The organism is Methanosarcina soligelidi, from assembly GCF_000744315.1.
GTDB classification, from domain to species: domain Archaea; phylum Halobacteriota; class Methanosarcinia; order Methanosarcinales; family Methanosarcinaceae; genus Methanosarcina; species Methanosarcina mazei.
This window is the reverse complement of record NZ_JQLR01000001.1, coordinates 39,578-57,351: the sequence shown is the minus strand read 5'-3', so window position 1 is coordinate 57,351 and position 17,774 is coordinate 39,578. Positions and strand designations below refer to the sequence as shown.

The window sequence follows — 17,774 nt, the reverse complement described above, 5'->3', positions numbered from 1 at the left end:
TAAAAACAGGAGTTACAGCAATAAGGCGGCTCAGTAGTTCTCTAGAACAGAGCCGACAATGTTTTTGTAAGTCTCTTTCAGGGAATACACATTATGATCCCCTGTAACGTTTATGCTCAGTATTCCGAGTCTCGTATTCATAAGCCCGACCATGGCTGACACTCCCCGGTAGCTTACCTCGAAATTTCCTTTATCAAGGTAGTCATAAACTTCACCGGTGGTGAACTTGTCTCCGGTCAGGAAGAGATTGAGCACAACCTTGCGTATCCCGTTTTCGTCCCTGCCGAGATACTTTATCAATCTCGCTCTTACCCTTTCTTCCGCAGTCTGCAGTTTCGGACACCTCAGTTTTAATGATAATTTTGAATTATATTCTTTTCTTAATTATATTCTTTTATACCGTATTCATCCTGTTCCGGCTATATTTCCAGAGGGATGCGACCCCGTTAAGGGGGAGCTAAGAATCGAATACCCTATATCCTTATCGTTTATATATTTTAGGATTACTTTTTTTTAAATATTTATATTGAAGCATACCCCGGATCTTCGGGCGCCTTTCAGACCCGCTTCCTATACAAAAAAGAGCTGAGCTTCACGTTTTTCATGAGAACAAACTGAGAATAAAACATTCTTTTATCTCAAATATATTACTTTATATTTTTTGTTTAAGGATGCTTTAAAGAAAGAAAAATATCTCGAAAAAATAAAAATCCTGGATTACTTTATTTAATTTTCTTATTTTTACTGGTAAAAGTTTTCTTACCTCTCAGGGATAAGGAAATTTAAGACAGAAGGAGATTTAAGACCGGTGCAGAGAAAAGGTCTGTTTAAAAGACAGGTTAACATTTACTAATTGTTTTATATCTACTGATCGCAATATGTATATGATGGAGCTGTATGCACACCAGGAATTTAATACTCCCTTCGGTTACTCTGGAAAACATTCCTTTCTTATGGGCAAAAAGTGATATCCTGATATTTTTTATTGATATGAATTCTTACGATTCACCGGGTACGGAATTCCTGGATAATAACGAAAAAGAAAACCTGGAAAAACTCCAAACACTATATTTTAAAAAAAGATTTATTGTCTCCAGGACAGTTTTGAAACATATCCTGTGCTGTCTTCTTAATAAGGAGTCTTCCCTGAATATCTCTACTTATAAAGACAGGCATGGAGAAGTCCGTGTATTCAAGCACGATGATCTGCACATCTGCATTTCCTACTCTGAAAACATTGCAGCTATTGCAATATCAAGAGTTAAGGTTGGAATTGACATTGAAATTAAAAGGCCGTTTGAACTGAAAAAAACTTTAAAATACCTCCACAATACCCCTTTTTATTCCGGCAAGCCTGTAGATGATATGGGTATTCTAAATGCATGGACTTTGAAAGAGGCGTATTGTAAATATTCTAATACAGGTATGCTCTCCTCTCTAAATAAGGAGTCTGACCTCGATAATGTTTCTCATTTTAACTTTTTACTGGACGGTAAATATATCTTGTCTATTGTTACTGAAATAGGCCAGCACATTTTTGATATTAACTATCTTGATATAAGCTGTCTTGAGAAAATAAATTCTTATCAAGGCGAAGCTGTCTGGAAAACCACTGAAAATCTATCAAAACAGGAATAAGTATTTGAGGAATCATCGCAGGAAATTCGTTTTTAAATAAGAAAAATATTCTCAACCTGGAACAATTCAACTCAGAAACAATTTTGGTTCTGAAATAATTCTACTCTAAAATAATTCTACTCTAAAATAATTCTACTCTAAAATAATTCTACTCTAAAATAATTCTACTCTAAAATAATTCTACTCTAAAATAATTCTACTCTAAAATAATTCTACTCTAGAACAATTTCACTCTAAATTCTATTCCAGAACATTCTATTCCGGAACAACTCTATTTCAAAACAATTAAATTTATTAAATATTGTTGGCAATAGTTCTTTTTATCAATTCCATATATATAATTGCCGGACTAATATACATCCGATATCGTTATCAGGCTCACACAAGCTCTTTTTCTATTCTTCATCACACAATATTTGTCTATTAAATACTCTCAAATTATTTATATAGTTGTATTACATAATTACCTGTGGGGCTTTCAACTAATATGGATAAGTGTGTGTTACTTTATGAATAAGTGTGTGTTACTTATACTGAAAATTTCAATTAATTAAAGGGGTAAGATTATATGGAACAGATAAAGAACGATATACTCGATTACTTGAAGAACAATTCTTTCATGGAGCGGGAAACGACTATCAGTGATAGTGATTCTCTCACCCAGAGCGGGATCATGGACTCTATCGGTTTACTTGAATTGATAGATTATATCTGTGAAACATATTCTATCGAAATTCCTGAAGATATGTTGACTCCGGAGAATTTCGATTCTTTACAGGGGATTACCAACCTGATAACCAGACTGGCGAAGTGAGGGGCATGAGAATTGATGCTTATATCGCTGAGCACGCCAGAAAAAATCCTGATCAGCTAGCTCTTGAAGACGGTAAAAAGTCCATTTCTTACAGTTGCCTTGATGAGGACATAAATAAGGTTGCCTCATCTCTGGATGGCTTTGAGCACTGCAAATTTGCAATACTGGCAGAGTCTGGAATACAGTATGTCAAAATACTTATGGCAGTATACAGGTCAGGCAATATTGCAATACCTCAGCCAATCGAAATGCAGGGGCGAAGCCTTGAAAGAATTCTTGATACTGCATGCATTAACAACATAATTGCAACGAAAAAACAGTATTCAAGGTTTGGAGATGGATTTTTTGAGCGTTTTGGAACCGTTATTGTCGTTTCGGATGATACTTCAGTAGAGACGCTCAGCAGAAGAATGATCCTCGAAAGAAATGATCCCAGGCTTCGGCTGGTGCTTTACACCTCGGGAACAACAGGGACTCCCAAGGGAGTTATGCTGAGCGATAAAAACCTGGTCTCAAATGCCAGGTCAATAACCGGGATTCTCAGCATAGGCTCAAAAGATAAAGCAGCACTGGTAATCTCTCCCCATCACGCCTTCGGGAATTCGATAATTAACTCCCATCTGATGGCTGGAAGCTCAATTCAAATCGGGACAATGAATTTCATAGACCCCGTTTTCAGTCTCATCGAATCCGGAGTATCCATATTCTATGGAGTGCCCAGCACCTATCGCATCCTTCTCAAATATCCGGAGAGGTTCCGAAAAGCCTTTCAAAATGTCAGGACTGCCGCCTCCGCTGGCGGAGCCATGGACAGGACCATTGTAAGGAGTATCAGGGAATTAAGTCCGGATACGCAGATCCTGCCAATGTACGGCCAGACCGAAGCTACGGCAAGGCTTTCCTACCTGCCTGCAGAAGACGTGGACGAGTTTATCGACACGATAGGAAAAGCGATTCCCGGTGTCACACTGGAAGTCTTTGATTCTGAAAATAAGCCGGTAGAGCCCGGCGTCACAGGTGAGCTTGTTGCCAGAGGGGATAATATTCTGCTTGGCTATCTGAATGACGAGGCTGCAACGGAAAAAAAGATCATTGACGAGTGGCTGCATACAGGGGATCTGGCACAGAAACTTCGCTGCGGGTATATAAAACTGCTTGGACGCAAGGACGATCTCATCAAAATAGGGGATCACCGGGTTAACCCGAGAGAGATTGAAAAAGAAATCGAGATGAATAATGAGGTTTCCAGTGTTTTTGTTGTGCCCGTATCCCATGAGCTAATGGGAAATGCAATCAGCCTCATGGTCATACCAAATGAGAGAACCGAGATAGATACAATTTTTTCTTTTTGCAGGAAGAACCTGCCGGGTTATCTCTATCCGAGGGAGATCCTCTTCATTGACCATCTCCCACTGAGCGAGAACGGGAAAATATCCAACAGGTCTATTATAGAGGAGTACCAGCATGTCAAAGCTAGTATGTAAGCGGTGTGTTCTGGATTCTGATATTCCAGGCATAGAAATCAATAAAGAAAGCGGTCTCTGCCATTTTTGCGAGACATATGTCCCTCTTTCTTTACAGGAAAAGGAAGAATATCTTAAAAGGATTGAAGGGCTTTTTAAAAAATACAGTGGTACGGGCAACTATGATGTGATATTTGCACTTTCGGGGGGAAAAGACTCTTCATACACGCTTTACAAGCTCAAAAAAGATTATCCCTTCCTGAAAATACTTGCCGTCCAGTTTGATAACGGGTTCACTTCGGATTATGCCGTAATAAACGCAAAAAAAATGTGCGAGATTACCGGATGCGACTATTTTAAGCTTTCAATGGAAAAAGAGGTGCTTTATGACCTCTTCCGGAAAGCAGCCGAATCTTATGATGCATTCCCGAAGTTTGCTAAATACAGGGCAAGCGACATCTGCAATATCTGTATCAGTGTAATTAAGCAGAAGCTTATAGAACAGGCAATAATCCAGAAAGCGCCTTTTATTGTATTTGCTTTTACAGCAGGGCAGTCTCCCAATCCCATAATCAATCTGTCAGCTAATTTCATACAGTGGTCAAGGAACCTCTTTGAAAAGCAGCTTCAAAAAATAGGTGTTGAGGACAGGGACGAGCAGTTCATTATTAAAAATGAGGTCATTAAAAATATAGGTGAGCCTGCTCCATCCATTCTGCACCCGCTTTGCCTGTGGGAGTACAGTGAGGATAAAGTGCTTGAGACAGTAATCGGGCTCGGGTGGAAGCCTCCGGAACTTAATGACAGCAATTCTACAAATTGCACGCTGAATTCTTTTGCATGTTATAACCATCTGGAAAAGTATGGTTTCCATCCATATGCTTTTGACATAGCTGGGCTTGTCAGAAGCGGGGAGATGCCAAGGGGAGAAGGGCTGGAAAAGCTCCACCAGGAACTTTCAGAGCCACTGATAGAGGAAGCCGCAGAAAAGCTGGAGGTTAAGGTAAATAATCCGAAAAAAATCCTGCTTAAAATTTAAGCTGTTTCTCTGAGCAAAGGACAGTTTAAATAAAGGGATCCGAAGGCTCAATTGCAGGTTCAATAATCATTTACCTGCAGTTAATCAGAATTTGCCTACAGTAATAAGCATTTGCCTGTAGCTTAAATTTATTCAGTGATTTGAAATTATTATCCAGAATTATAACCAGTTCACATAACAAATTTCTGAATTCATAACCAGTTCACATAACAAATTTCTGAATTCATAACCAGTTCACATAACAAATTTCTGAATTCATAATCAGTTTACATAACAAATATTCTGTTAGGGGAGTAGTTTTATGCAGATTGTTGGAAGTAGCGTAGAGAAAACTACGGAGAGTCATGTAAGGGCATTATCAAAGAAAGGTGCCGGAAAGCAAATAGATTATAGTGATGTTCTGATTCTGAACGAACTGAACAGGGATATCGGTGAGCTTGCCGAAAATATAAGGGGTTTTATAAGAGACCAGGTCACCGGCTTTAAGAAAAAAGGAGTGGTTCTGGGGGTATCGGGAGGTATAGATTCAGCTGTAGCCCTGACGCTATGTGTTCAGGAGTTCGGCAAAGAAAATGTATATGGTCTCCTCCTTCCTGAAAAAGAATCGGCTCCTTCAAGCAAGACCCTGGGAGCAGAAATCTGTGAAAGCATGGGTGTCCAGTATGAGGAGGTCCCTATTTCCCCAATCATTGAGGCTCTGGGAATTTATGACAAAAAAGAACAGATAATTAAAAAAACCTGTCCTGAATACGACCCCAAAATACACAAAACATCTCTTGTGCTGCCTGATTTCCTTAACCAGGGGCTGTTGAATGTCCCGTACATCAGGCTGATTAAGGACGGGGAAACTATCTCCAGATACAGGTTAAAAGCAAATGACTACCTGGAGTTGATTGGCCTTCAGAATGTCAAGCAGAGGTCAAGAATGATAGTCCAGTACATGTATGCCGAAAAGCTAAATTATGTTGTTTGCGGCACAACCAATAAAACCGAACTTGTCCTGGGCCAGTTTGTAAAATACGGGGACGGCGGTGTGGACCTCGAACCTCTGGCAGACTGCTATAAGACCCAGATCTATGCTCTGGCAAAGCATCTGGGGGTAAATGAGGAAATTATAAAGCGCCCTCCAAGTGCTGATACATGGAGCCATTACACAAGCGACGAGGAATTCTACTGGCGTATGCCCATACATATCATGGATCAGCTCCTCTATGCCCAGGAACATAAACTGCCTTTAGAGGTTGCTGAAAGGAATACTGGCCTTCCCGGAGATACCATAGAAAAAGCCTGGAGGCATATTGACAGGATAAGAGATACTACAGAATATGTGCGTTCGGCTCCTCCTGTTTATTATCTGGACAGATAAGCCGCAAAAGCAGGTTCTACATCAAAATTTCATATGGATCTGATCCGCAATTCAGATGGATAAGCATGAACACAACAGTCTCAATTGTACGCTGTTCCGACTATTCAAAAGTGAAAAGTGCAATCAAAGAGGCACTTTCCCTGATAGGAGGGCTTGAGAGTATTATTGCTCCTGGCAATCGGGTGCTGCTTAAGCCCAATGTCCTCGCTATCCGGCCTCCGGAGGATGCTGTTACCACTCACCCTGCAGTAGTATCTGCAATGTGTGAGCTGGTCAGGGAAGTGGGCGGCATCCCGATAATAGGAGACGGGTCAGGGGTTGTAAGACCCGATGTCAGTACTGCGGAGGCTTTTCGTGCATCCGGAATTGAGGCTGCTGCGTCCTCCTGCGGGGCAGAGCTCATTAATTTCGAGACTTCGGGTTATACTGAGGTCTCTGTCCCCGCAGCCAGGCAGTTTCCACGCCTTTATATCGCAAAAGCAGTCCTTGAAGCTGATGTTGTTATTTCGCTTCCTAAGCTTAAAACACATGAACTGACCCTTTATACCGGGGCTCTCAAAAATTTTTTCGGGGCTGTGCCGCATAAGATCCGAAAGCAGGCACATGCTCTGGAAGACCGTGACCGTTTTGGAGAGGCGATAGTTGACATATATTCAATCGTCAAGCCCCACCTTGCAGTCATGGACGGGGTGGTCGGGATGGAAGGAAACGGCCCTGCCAACGGGACACCCATAAATTCTGGATTGATTCTTGCAAGTTATGACTGCGTAGCCCTTGATATGGTTGCTTCCGAACTCATAGGGATCGACCCGTTAAAAGTGCCCACAAATAAAGCTGCGCTTTCGAGAGGGTTCGGGAACGGACAGCCAGAGCTTGCAGGAGTGCCTCTGCAAGAAGCAGGTCTCAAATTTAAGATGGCAGAAGGCGGAGTAACTGCTATGGTGCCTCCTTTTCTTATGAGGACTCTTAGAAAATATTTGACTGTAAAGCCTTTCATAAATACATCAAAATGTGCACTTTGCAAAGCCTGCGTTTTGAATTGTTCGGCACATGCAATTGAGGAAATGAACAAAACACTCAAAATTAACCCTGAAAAATGCATCCAGTGTTATTGCTGCCGCGAACTCTGCCCTAATGATGCGGTAGAAATCAGGAAGTCCTTCCTGATGAAGGTGGTGACCAGAAGCAGAACATAAAGAAAAGCTGAGCCTGAGTAAAAGCAGGATATGAGGAAATAATCCAATAATGGGAATGCAGAAAATAAGATTCTCTTTAATTTATTGTTATTTATTTCAATCTCTTTATTCAGGATGCTAGTCCGAAGCAAATTTTTCCGGTCAGAATCCGGTAGGAAATGTTCCGGTCCAGGGCTGACAATGGGAAATATATTTATCAGTAGAAAAGTAATGAATATAAGTACCAGGCGTTTTTGACCGCAAAATGGGGGGCATTACCATAACTGCCGTAATATCAAACAGAGATAAAGTAACTTTTGGTGAAGTGGCTGATCATTACCACAGCAATAAACTCATTTTTGGGCTGAAGTACTTTAAGAACTGGGTTCTGGAACGCGTTGCTGCGTGGTTCCCGATTCCTTCATGGAGAGCTAAATTTCATAAAATGAGAGGCGTGAATCTCGGAAAAAACGTGTATGTAGGCTACGATGTGGTTTTTGACAGGCTTCACCCTGAAATGATCACAGTGGGAGATTATTCTGAAATAGGAGACCGCTGCATTCTCTCTGCCCATTCCAGAGGCAGTCTGACCACAAGGCAGGCATATCCGAGGACCATAGAGCCCATAAAAATAGGGTGTGGAGTTTCTGTAAATCCGGGCTGCATAATTACTCAGGGGGTCGAGATCGGGGATAACTCAATAATCGGTATAGGTTCCGTGGTTACTCGTGACATTTCTCCAAACAGCCTTGCCCTTGGTTATCCGGCTCGAGTTATCAAAAAACTCGACGGTGTGGGTGAGCTCCAGACCAGTTTTGATGATTCTTAATTTATTCTTAATTTTTTGCTTTTTCTTTCTTTTTTATCTGTTTTTATTTTTTATTTGCTTTAGTTTATATTTGCTTTAGTTTATATTTATTTTAGTTTTATATTTATTTTAGTTTTATATTTATTTTAGTTTTTTATCCGTTTTAGTTTTTTATTTTTATCTTATACCCATTATTTCAAATCTTTCCAGGGTTCATAACTATTTTTCTTTCCTGTAACCGAACTCAAACCCGAATTTGTCCAGAGCAAACAGTGCCATTAATATTACAACAAATACGCAAAAAACGGATACAATAGATACCATCAGATAGTGAAACAGGCTTCCTGCTGCTGCAAATTCCGTGTCCATCATTGAGAATACACTGATGGGACTGCTGTACAGCGGATAAAGGTACTCACAGCCGCCTTCTGCGATATCGTCCAGGAGCAGGTGTGTAAGAAAAGCAGACTCTGCAAAGATTGCCATATAGACTGCTTTGCTGAACTCCCTGAATGCAGCGTATCCGACAAGCCCTCCGAAAAGGATTGCTGTGAAACTGAACAGGAGTGAGTGTGTCGGGATAGAGCCGATAGAACAGTGCTCCATGGTGTTGTTTATAATTATGTTATATACAACCATTATATCAGGGAAGAGAGTGCATGCACCGCCCACAAACGCCAGTAAGAGCAGTTTTCTGGCGTCACTGAAAGATAGCTCTCTCCGGTAAAGAGGCCCGGTTATGGCATATACGGCTACTATGCCCACACAAAAAAGGAAGAACAAAACATGTACAACTGGATATGGCATCAGAAACCCTTTTTCAAATGTATCTATTATTTTTTCCATACGTGTGGTGTCTGGAGTATTCAGAGTCTTTCATATATGGCCCCCCGGAAGATTAATAATTCTTTAAACTTTATTGGTCAATCTTCTATAAAATTTTGACCCTTTCTGAGCTTGCTGGACAGATTTTGAATTGGTTTTGTTAAAAGAATAAGGGTATAAGTTCGGATATTCATGCTCATAAAGGAATGAGCTCTACAAGCATCCCGTCTTCAAATGGATGCCTCTCAATAATGAATATCTTTGTTCCGGAGGGTTCCAGCTCTTCTTTAAGCCCATCCTTAAGGTCTTCAAGAACCCACCATGCCAGCTCTATTTTCCCTTCCTTTAATTCAAAAAGTTCTTCAGGAACATCTGCTTCCGTCAGGATTTCTTCTGCAAGTGCCTGGTCTCCCCCATCGATAACCCCGTAAATAAGAGTTCCCTCTTCTGTAATCTCGTCAAATTCCCTTGCTGTGTTTTTTGCAATTCTCTGAAACCTTTTGCGCAGCTGGACTGCGTCCTTATAGGTAGAAGAGCAGAAATGTACCCTTTCGCAGGCGAGGAAAGCCTTTTCAGCATGCAAGGAGGAGCCTTCTGCAGCGCACGAAATATCTGACTCAAGGGAAAACCCTTTTTCCAGAAGCGCTTCGGAGTTATTGTCGGAAAATTCCAGTTCGTTGAGGTTGAGGAAAATCCCCATTTTCTCTGCAAAAGCTGCGACCTTTTCAGCGCCTTCGAGAGAAGGTATTTCAATCCCTGCTTCAATTCCCAGATCCTTCGCATTTTTCAGGGCGGCTGCGTAAGGGCTTTTTCCCAGTTCTCCCCAGACTGACTGAGGCGGATGGAAGCGTATCTCGTCCAGGCCTGCTTCTGCCATCTTTTCAAGGGTTTCCCTATCCGGAGCAAGAGAAGTATAAAGGTGAATATGGTGGTTTTTCCCGAAATAAGCTTTAAGCAGGTGGATATAGTACAGGACTCTCTCTACCTTAAGTAAGGGTTCTCCCCCTGTGATCCCTGTCCCCAGAGCGTCCATAAGCTCAGCTTCTTTGATCAGGTCCTCGTCGTTTTTTACATGCCTTTCGTTTGCAAAAACAAGGTCCTTACCGCGCCTTTCGTCGGAAAGAGGACAGTAAAAACAGCTTTTAGGGCAGAGCCCGGTTACGAAGAGTACCATCTTGGCGCCCTGCTGGCAGAGTTTACAGCCTTCTGAAAGGTAACTGCAAAAAGAGCCTGTTTCATCCTCTGTGAACTTTTCCATTCTGAGACTGCATATCCTTTTGTCCTATATAAGGATTGTTTCCTGACCTCTTTTTCGGGTGCTGGTGGTGCGATGATTTTTTATGAAATATAATTTCTCTATGCCTGTTCAGAAACTAATATATTCTTCAGCTTCCAAAGGTTCACTAATGTCAGAGATGAATGGGTATGTTGTGGTTTTCGGCTGCAAAAGGTGCGGCAAGTGCAGGGATGTATGTCCTGTGGGTGCTATTTACGAAGAAAACGAGCTTGCTAAAATCGATACTGAAAAATGTAACCTCTGCATGAAATGCATAGACGAATGTACCAACAGATCCATTATTTATATGGAATGATACGGGTACAGAATTAAATGGGAACCTTCAAAATCAGGCTGGTTTTGAATAAAACTGAAATGAAGCTGAAAAAGTTGGAGTAATTCAGGATAAGGTGGGATAAGATGTTTAACCCAAAAAAAATTCCATTCAGGGGAGAAATTATAGATATTACAGTCCCGATTTCCTCTTCCACTCCTATCTTTCCCGGAGACCCGGAACCTTCAATCGAAAGTGCCTGTACTATAGAAAAAGACGGGTGTGCAGTATCCAGGCTGATTTTAGGAAGCCATACGGGCACACATGTTGATGCACCCTCTCATATCCTGAAAAACGGGCTCCCTGTAGACAATTTAAATCTCGAAAACTTTATGGGCCAGGCAATAGTTCTGGACTTCTCCCTAATAAAAGGGGCATTGCCAGATTCTATTCTTGACAAAGCTTACAATCACCTGAAGAACACTGACCATGTCTCAATTCTACTTCTAAAGACAAAACCTTCTTTCCATTATGAAAATAACTCAAGGGTTTCAGGTCTTCAGGCGGGCGAAAGCAATAAAGGAATAGAATTTGAGGAGCCGCCTGAAAATTCTGTTTATCTTGATTCCGGCGCTGCGGAATGGATTGTCCGGAAAGGGTTCAAAACAGTCGGGATTGACAGCTTTTCAGTTGACAGTCTCTCTTCGGAAAATCTGTCTGCCCATCATATATTGCTTTCAAACAACGTGAATATTGTGGAATGCCTTGACCTGAGTTCGGTGGAAGCAGGAATTTATTTTTTCCTGTGCTTGCCCCTGAAAATTGAAGGTTGTGACGGTGCTCCGGCAAGAGCATTATTGATTTCGAACTCATGATTTTTCCTAGTGTTTTCTGATTTTTGTATATGTTAAAAAAATTACTAGAAAATATTTTTATTAAATTTTAACAAAATATCTGTTTTTAAGATAAAATACTCCAAATTAATTGATTGGGGATTTTCATCCAAAGTACAATGAGAATAATTTGTGATGTAGTGAAGTCCGGGACGTTTTGGATGAAACCTACAATTGTGTAAACTGAAGTACTATTATAGTCTATCTGGAGGCAGCAGGGATAAAACCATACCAATTTTAGCGAAATCTCGCAAATAATGGCTTACATATACCTAGAAAAGTCATTTAGGAGAAATATTTACTCTAACATTCGTAATTACAGCCCTTGCAATCGAATTAACTTACTTCTCATTATTATATTTCATCTGTTACATAAAAAACTCCCGAATATGAGTTGAGGCGATATTCTCATATATATAAATTCTCTCCAGACCATCAAACAATCAAAGTTCAGGGAATAATTTCAGATTCAAAACGAGTATGAAAACAAGATAGTTTGATGGAATGGACAGAAAACTTATAAGGAGTTAGGTAAGAGGAATTTATGGAGTTCAAAAGTAGTTTCCCAATGTCACCCGAACTCCATAAACTATGCCCTAAGAGGCAGTGATTATGTTAGCTGTGCGTCTATTTAAGCTTGCCTGATTCTGCCTCCTTGGGTTAAAGGAGGATATAATAATGAAATATGGCAAAAGAATGTTGATAGGAACGCTATTATTAACTATTTTTTTGGTAAGTATAGCACCTCAGGCATCAGCCTATTCAGCCGGAAATAAATGGCAATCTGGAAGTGTTTCCTACAAAATAGATTCTACAATTCCGATAGGTTGGTCACTTCCAATATATTACGCTAAGGCTGCATGGAACAACGCCGGTTCAAGCTTCAGATTTTCTAATGATCAATCGTCTAGCAAAAAACTGTACTATGGATACCTTGATAGTCGATATTTAGCGATGACGTATATAGGTTCAACCAATGGGTACCTAACATCTATGGAAACACTTTATAGCGATTCTAAATCTTGGTCACCTAATGGAGCTTCTGGATATCAGGATGTACAAAGCTGCATTACTCATGAATTTGGACACTGGTTAAATTTACATGATTTGGTTGATGATAGCGATGCTGATAAAACGATGTATAAGTGGCAGGCAGCGAGTGAAACAAAGAGGAGATCTCTTGATTCAGATGATATTGCAGGCATCAGATATCTTTATCCTTAAAAGGTGATGACAATGAATAAGAATGCAAAATATGGAATCTTACTGGTTGGAGTAGTTTCGTTAATAATGTTCAGTGCCTTAACATTATCAAATTTACAAGACAATACTAAACTTGCGAATATCCTCCCACAAGACAATACCAAGCTTGTAAATAATGAAAAAAATACTACCTCTGTGGGAGTGGGCAGCGGATCAAGCGAAAAACTCAATGATAAGGAGTTAGTTAACGGCTCAGATATTATTTTAATAGGTACAGTTAAGGAAATACTTTCAAGTAAATATGGAAATAGATTTAGTAAAGATATTGACTTTGGCCCAGATCATGTTATCTATACTGATATTGTCATAAGTGTAGATGAATACCTCAAAAATCCATCATCGTCAAAAGAAGTTATAGTGAGAGTGGCAGGCGGAACGATTGGAAACGATACCTTCATAATGGAAGATGAACCGAGCTTCAAAACGGAAGAAAAAGTTTTACTTTATCTTACCAAAGATACTAGTGATGCTACTCGGGACATTGGCCCTGATCACCTCGTGGTTACAGGACTTTCGCAGGGTAAGTTCACTCTAACTGATGATGGGAAAGCTGTAAGACCTGGTAAAACTGTTAGCAAGGACGAGTTATTAAGCACAATTAAAGAATGAATATAATTGACATAGCTGCTTTTTCATAAAACAAATAGCATGAGAGAGTAATTCTGTAACTCACGGCATTACCCTCCGGCAATTTATTTGTTATCTGATATTACTTTTATACACACGCGCATACAATACGCGCCTGCACTATATTGGTTTTGGAAAACAATATAAGTTGACTTGCCATTTAAACCCATAAAAACAGATTGGCTTGTATATTTTCGGCATAGGCTAATTTTTGGACTTTTTTAGATGCTCATAGTTGAGCTTGTAGGTGGGTTGACAGATAGGTACTGGATTGAGGTGATAGTTTAGCCTTGGAAGTCTGACTAAGTCTAGCGGAAATTTTTGGGGGGGGTTGTATATAGCATCCAGATATTGTATATTGATCTTCAAACTTTACAACTAGTAGACAAGTATATGTTGTTAGTTGGAAATTCGGGGGATTTATGCCTGGAATTTATCATATTCAAATGCAGCAAAATTTCGAATCGAGGAAGCTTTTATGCAGAGCGGATCTGGAATATTGACATGTCCTGAGATTGCATCGATTACCGGGATGCCAGTAACAAATGTATCCCGGTTTATGACCCATTATCATGAGAGAGGATATGGATACTTCATACTGAGATAAGTGTTTTGTTTTCTAAGGTTCACTCTGAGTCAGTCAGATTGCCGTTATATTCCTCACCCACATCTATCCCGATTACTTCAGAATCGAGACATTGTATACCTTGTACCGTTGTGGGTAACCATCTCAAAAAGGAATTCACCTGAAACAGGGTATTCTATTATCACTGATGTGTTTTGGAGATCTAAAGTTTCATTACCTTCCTGGCTGCCGGCCGGGATCCATATGCCTTCTGAGTTTTCTATGCCTTTTATAAAATGGATCGGCGCCCCTTCAAGAAACACTCTCTTTTTAACTCCGTTTTTATACTGGTAAATAACGGCATTATTTTCCGGAACCCATTCCGAGTCGGTCAGGTTGCTGTTGCATTCCTGGTCCGGGTCCACTCCAAAACTGATGTACCTGACAGACGGCGGAAGAGAAAATTTGAGGGTACACATGCTGCCTTCAGGGCTGTATCTGTCTTCCGAATTACGGGCGTATCCTCCCTGAATTGAGAGAAGGGAAAGGGAAGCGGTTTCTGCCTGGGCTTTTATTTCCGCGTCCTGAAGGGCAGGTGAGGCTATACTCCATGCCTGAGCCAGTAGGACCACCACCGCAGCCAGAAGCGCGAGATACACCACAAGTTTAAGGGGAATCGTATCTGCGGCTTCAGTGTCGGAAATAATATTTTTCATATGATTGTAAATGATCTCTACATAATAAAAAATTTTACCTCGTGAAAGGAGAGAACTCTGAAGACTAAAAACTAAAAGGAAAACTTGAAGATGAAGGACAGGTTAATGGATAAAAGGAGAGGACTGCCAGAAGAAAGCTTGAATCAATAATTTTTTAAAATAAAATGAAAATGACGTTTATCTGAAAGTACAGGAGGGTTTGGAATAAGCGAAGAATGTGATGAAAATCTATTATGCATATCTTTTTCTGAGGAGCAGCTCGAGGAGATCAAAAAATATGCAGCTCTTAACGGTATGGAAGTTGAGGAATTTATACAGAGCGTTTGCCTGACTCACTGTCTCCAGCAGATGGAATACTTCTACGGGCGGAGACCCGAAGAATCCAAAGCTGAGAACGGGTCTGGAAAACCTAAAGACGAATGCAAAATCGATCTGAAGGAAGTAGAAGCTAAAAATAAAAAACCGGTCTCGAAAGAACTGCTTGATGGCCCTCTGGTGCTTGACCCTCAGTGTATAATGGATCTCTTCGCCATTAAAAGAGAACTTGGGATTACTTCAAATAACCAGGTAATTACAACTGCTCTGAAACTGGGCTTAAACCAGCTCAATGTCGCTCTTGACCTTGTAAGGCACAAACCAGTAGAGAAAAAGTGAAAAAGTAAGTTTGAGGGACGTGAAAAGGTCATTCCTGAAATTTCAAATTTTTTAAGTGCAGGGGTTTTACGCCCCGCCTGTGAACCACTCCAGGAAATTATCAATAGCCCTGCGCCTGTGGGAAACCTTGTTTTTCTCTTCATCCCCGAGTTCCCCGAAGGTCATGCCGTTATACTCGAAAATAGGGTCATAACCGAAACCGCCTGTTCCACGCTCTTCGTATGCGATATTCCCTTCCACGACCCCGGGGAAGACCAGAGGCTCCTGTCCCGGTTCACAATATCCGATCACTGTTTTGAAATACGCTGACCTGTCTTTCTCTCCTTCCATGAGCTTCAGCACTTTCAGGTTCCCCAGTTTGTCTTCCACAAAGCGGGAGTAGGGTCCCGGAAAGCCGTTCAGGGCATTTATGAATATTCCTGAGTCGTCTACCATTACAGGCATGTTCAGTTTGTTTGCAACATACTGTGCCCCGTTAGCCGCGATAGGTTCAAGTTCATCTTCCTGGAGTTCGGGATAACCGTCTTTATTCTGGATGGCTTCGATTCCGAAATTCTTGAGGATATCCCTCACCTCGGCAAATTTGCCTTTATTTCCCGTAACAAAAACGATCTTATGCATAGCGAGCCCTCTTTTTTATCTCTTCAACTCGCCTGAGTACATCCTCTGAATCTATAAAAGTACTTGCATACCCTTTCTCGAAAGCTTTGACAAGGGCTTCATAGTTGCGGTGAGTGCTCTCAAAAGTCTGGAAAAGCACATGGACGTCCACACCTCTGGCTTCAAGGCTTTTGTCAAAATACGCAAGCCCGAAGTCGATAAGATAAAGCCTCTCACCTGCAAGCAGGAGGTTTGAGGTTGTAAGGTCTCCATGTACGATGCCTGAACTGTGCAGTTTGCCCACGAGCTCTCCAACCTTTTCCGAAAGTGGGGGGGTTATAAGGTACTTTATGGGGACCCCTTCGATGAACTGCATTTTAAGCTTGAATTCCTCAACGTCATAGATGATTGGAGTGGGCACGCCTGCGCGCCTGGCTTCAGACATAAGGCGGGCTTCTGTCCTGTTCCTCTCTCTTCTTATCCTCTCGTCTATCTCTTTATGCCTGTAAGCCTTTGGGACCCTTTCCTTGACCAGCGCCCTCTTACCTTCAGGTCCCTCTTGAAGGTAGACAACAGCTTCAGCCCCGTTGTCGAGAATTTCCCCGGGAGGCATCCTGAAGAAAGTTTCAGGGGAGATTTCAGGGACCTTTTTCATCTCTTCTTCCTTTATCCATGTCACTTTGACATCATCTGTCCTGAAACTGGGGTTTACGCGCGAATCTTCAAGGGAAATGGTATTTCCGGACTTATACATCAGGAGCCCTGTGTATGCGATCATTGTCCCGTTGTCGCCCATAAAGCGTTTTTCGGGAACATAGAACTTTGCACCTCTGGCTTCACACATTTCATTTAACATCTCACGAAGCCTGGTGTTTGCTCCCACCCCGCCTGCAAGCAGCACTTCTTTTTTTCCTGTATGGGCAAGGGCGCGTTCTGCGACCTCCACAACCATTGCAAAGGCAGTCTCCTGATAAGAATAACAGACATCTTCAAGGGAGGCTTTTCTCAGGGCTTCACTTGCAGCTGTTGAAAGCCCGGAAAATGAGAGGTCCATTCCTTTAATCACGTACGGGAGAGGGATATATCTCTTTGCTTCTTTTGCATATGCCTCGATTTTGGGCCCACCCGGGTGAGGCAAGCCTGCTCCGCGAGCGAATTTATCAAGGGCATTTCCAAGTCCTATATCAAGGGTCTCTCCAAAAACCCTGTACCTCCCTTCCATGTAAGAGATTACCTGGGAATTTGCCCCGCTCACATAGAGCACAACAGGGTCTTTTGCAGGGGTCTTCCAGATCCCTATCTCAATATGGGCAATGCAGTGGTTGACTCCTATAAGCGGGATGCCAAGGGAAAGGCCGAGCATCCTGGCTGCCGTTGCAACGGTCCTTAAGCACGGCCCAAGCCCAGGCCCCTGTGAAAAAGCTATGCCGTCGAGGTCTGACGGCTCTATCCCGTTTTGCTTTGCTTCTGCAAGGAGTTTTTTGATAACGCCTGCCGCATATTTTGCATGGTGCTGGGCGGCTTCCCTGGGGTGGATTCCGCCTTTTTCAGGTTTATATGTCTCTGTAACCTCGGCAATGATCTCGGTCTCGGTCACGATTGCGGCACTCAGGTTCCAGGCAGTGCCTTCGATTCCAAGGATGAATGTTTTTTTCAAGGCTTCAGGTCTCCTTTCCGGTCCTTTTCCTCTGCTTACTGTCACTGCCTTCGATAATACAGGAGAGGATTATATACATTTGCTTTTTTGATACCTGCGGAATATTTTTGAGCATTTTTTA

The 17,774-nt window shown here is 41.6% G+C and carries 18 protein-coding genes; 12 read left to right on the top strand and 6 right to left on the bottom strand.

Going from position 1 to position 17,774, the window contains the following annotated elements:
- Positions 1 to 30: 30 nt before the first annotated feature.
- Positions 31 to 300, bottom strand: a complete 270-nt coding sequence (locus M886_RS00250; protein ID WP_011032568.1) for a DUF2551 domain-containing protein — start codon at positions 298 to 300, stop codon at positions 31 to 33.
- A gap of 597 nt (positions 301 to 897) precedes the next feature.
- Between M886_RS00250 and M886_RS00245 the strand changes: the two genes are divergently transcribed.
- From M886_RS00245 to M886_RS00215, 7 genes are all read left to right on the top strand, one after another.
- The gene (locus tag M886_RS00245) at positions 898 to 1,638 is read left to right on the top strand and encodes a 4'-phosphopantetheinyl transferase family protein (RefSeq protein ID WP_048050439.1); all 741 of its coding nucleotides are present in this window, start codon (positions 898 to 900) and stop codon (positions 1,636 to 1,638) included.
- A 568-nt stretch (positions 1,639 to 2,206) separates the two neighbouring features.
- Positions 2,207 to 2,452 (top strand): acyl carrier protein, encoded by a 246-nt coding sequence (locus M886_RS00240; protein WP_011032566.1) that lies wholly within the window; start codon positions 2,207 to 2,209, stop codon positions 2,450 to 2,452.
- Positions 2,453 to 2,457: 5 nt separating this feature from the next.
- Positions 2,458 to 3,936: a class I adenylate-forming enzyme family protein gene (locus M886_RS00235; RefSeq protein ID WP_048051597.1), complete on the top strand. Its 1,479-nt coding sequence runs from the start codon at positions 2,458 to 2,460 to the stop codon at positions 3,934 to 3,936.
- Entirely contained in the window at positions 3,917 to 4,954 is a 1,038-nt protein-coding gene (locus tag M886_RS00230) for a hypothetical protein (RefSeq protein WP_048039842.1), read from the top strand. The genes M886_RS00235 and M886_RS00230 overlap by 20 nt, the downstream gene beginning before the upstream one ends.
- 301 nt (positions 4,955 to 5,255) lie before the next feature.
- Positions 5,256 to 6,320 (top strand): NAD(+) synthase, encoded by a 1,065-nt coding sequence (gene nadE / locus M886_RS00225; protein WP_048050438.1) that lies wholly within the window; start codon positions 5,256 to 5,258, stop codon positions 6,318 to 6,320.
- 65 nt (positions 6,321 to 6,385) lie between these two features.
- Positions 6,386 to 7,516: a DUF362 domain-containing protein gene (locus M886_RS00220; protein WP_048050437.1), complete on the top strand. Its 1,131-nt coding sequence runs from the start codon at positions 6,386 to 6,388 to the stop codon at positions 7,514 to 7,516.
- Positions 7,517 to 7,760: 244 nt separating this feature from the next.
- The gene (locus tag M886_RS00215; RefSeq protein ID WP_048039835.1) at positions 7,761 to 8,324 is read left to right on the top strand and encodes an acyltransferase; all 564 of its coding nucleotides are present in this window, start codon (positions 7,761 to 7,763) and stop codon (positions 8,322 to 8,324) included.
- Positions 8,325 to 8,522: 198 nt separating this feature from the next.
- On the opposite strand, the gene M886_RS00210 is transcribed toward M886_RS00215, so the two are convergent.
- Both M886_RS00210 and M886_RS00205 read right to left on the bottom strand, forming a co-directional pair.
- Positions 8,523 to 9,149: a metal-dependent hydrolase gene (locus tag M886_RS00210; RefSeq protein WP_235203832.1), complete on the bottom strand. Its 627-nt coding sequence runs from the start codon at positions 9,147 to 9,149 to the stop codon at positions 8,523 to 8,525.
- A gap of 175 nt (positions 9,150 to 9,324) precedes the next feature.
- Positions 9,325 to 10,386 carry a radical SAM protein gene (locus tag M886_RS00205; RefSeq protein WP_048050436.1) on the bottom strand — a complete coding sequence of 354 codons (1,062 nt, stop codon included), beginning with the start codon at positions 10,384 to 10,386 and terminating at the stop codon, positions 9,325 to 9,327.
- 148 nt (positions 10,387 to 10,534) lie between these two features.
- Between M886_RS00205 and M886_RS00200 the strand changes: the two genes are divergently transcribed.
- From M886_RS00200 to M886_RS00185, 4 genes are all read left to right on the top strand, one after another.
- Positions 10,535 to 10,720, top strand: coding sequence for a DUF362 domain-containing protein (locus M886_RS00200; protein ID WP_048037890.1), 186 nt, complete (start codon positions 10,535 to 10,537; stop codon positions 10,718 to 10,720).
- A 104-nt stretch (positions 10,721 to 10,824) separates the two neighbouring features.
- Positions 10,825 to 11,553, top strand: a complete 729-nt coding sequence (locus M886_RS00195; protein WP_048050435.1) for a cyclase family protein — start codon at positions 10,825 to 10,827, stop codon at positions 11,551 to 11,553.
- A gap of 696 nt (positions 11,554 to 12,249) precedes the next feature.
- On the top strand, positions 12,250 to 12,795 hold the full coding sequence (locus M886_RS00190) for a matrixin family metalloprotease (RefSeq protein ID WP_048050434.1): 546 nt from the start codon (positions 12,250 to 12,252) through the stop codon (positions 12,793 to 12,795).
- A gap of 12 nt (positions 12,796 to 12,807) precedes the next feature.
- The gene (locus M886_RS00185) at positions 12,808 to 13,443 is read left to right on the top strand and encodes a hypothetical protein (protein ID WP_235203831.1); all 636 of its coding nucleotides are present in this window, start codon (positions 12,808 to 12,810) and stop codon (positions 13,441 to 13,443) included.
- Positions 13,444 to 14,145: 702 nt separating this feature from the next.
- Here the strand turns inward: M886_RS00185 and M886_RS00180 are convergent.
- Positions 14,146 to 14,742 carry a hypothetical protein gene (locus tag M886_RS00180; protein WP_048050432.1) on the bottom strand — a complete coding sequence of 199 codons (597 nt, stop codon included), beginning with the start codon at positions 14,740 to 14,742 and terminating at the stop codon, positions 14,146 to 14,148.
- A 294-nt stretch (positions 14,743 to 15,036) separates the two neighbouring features.
- On the opposite strand from M886_RS00180, the gene M886_RS00175 reads away from it, so the two are divergent.
- Positions 15,037 to 15,396, top strand: a complete 360-nt coding sequence (locus M886_RS00175) for a hypothetical protein (protein WP_011032555.1) — start codon at positions 15,037 to 15,039, stop codon at positions 15,394 to 15,396.
- A 66-nt stretch (positions 15,397 to 15,462) separates the two neighbouring features.
- Here the strand turns inward: M886_RS00175 and M886_RS00170 are convergent, their stop codons facing one another.
- On the bottom strand, positions 15,463 to 16,017 hold the full coding sequence (locus M886_RS00170) for an XTP/dITP diphosphatase (RefSeq protein WP_048046322.1): 555 nt from the start codon (positions 16,015 to 16,017) through the stop codon (positions 15,463 to 15,465).
- Complete coding sequence (locus tag M886_RS00165; RefSeq protein ID WP_048039371.1) at positions 16,010 to 17,698, bottom strand: bifunctional N(6)-L-threonylcarbamoyladenine synthase/serine/threonine protein kinase; 1,689 nt, start codon at positions 17,696 to 17,698, stop codon at positions 16,010 to 16,012. The genes M886_RS00170 and M886_RS00165 overlap by 8 nt, the downstream gene beginning before the upstream one ends.
- Positions 17,699 to 17,774 lie beyond the last annotated feature (76 nt).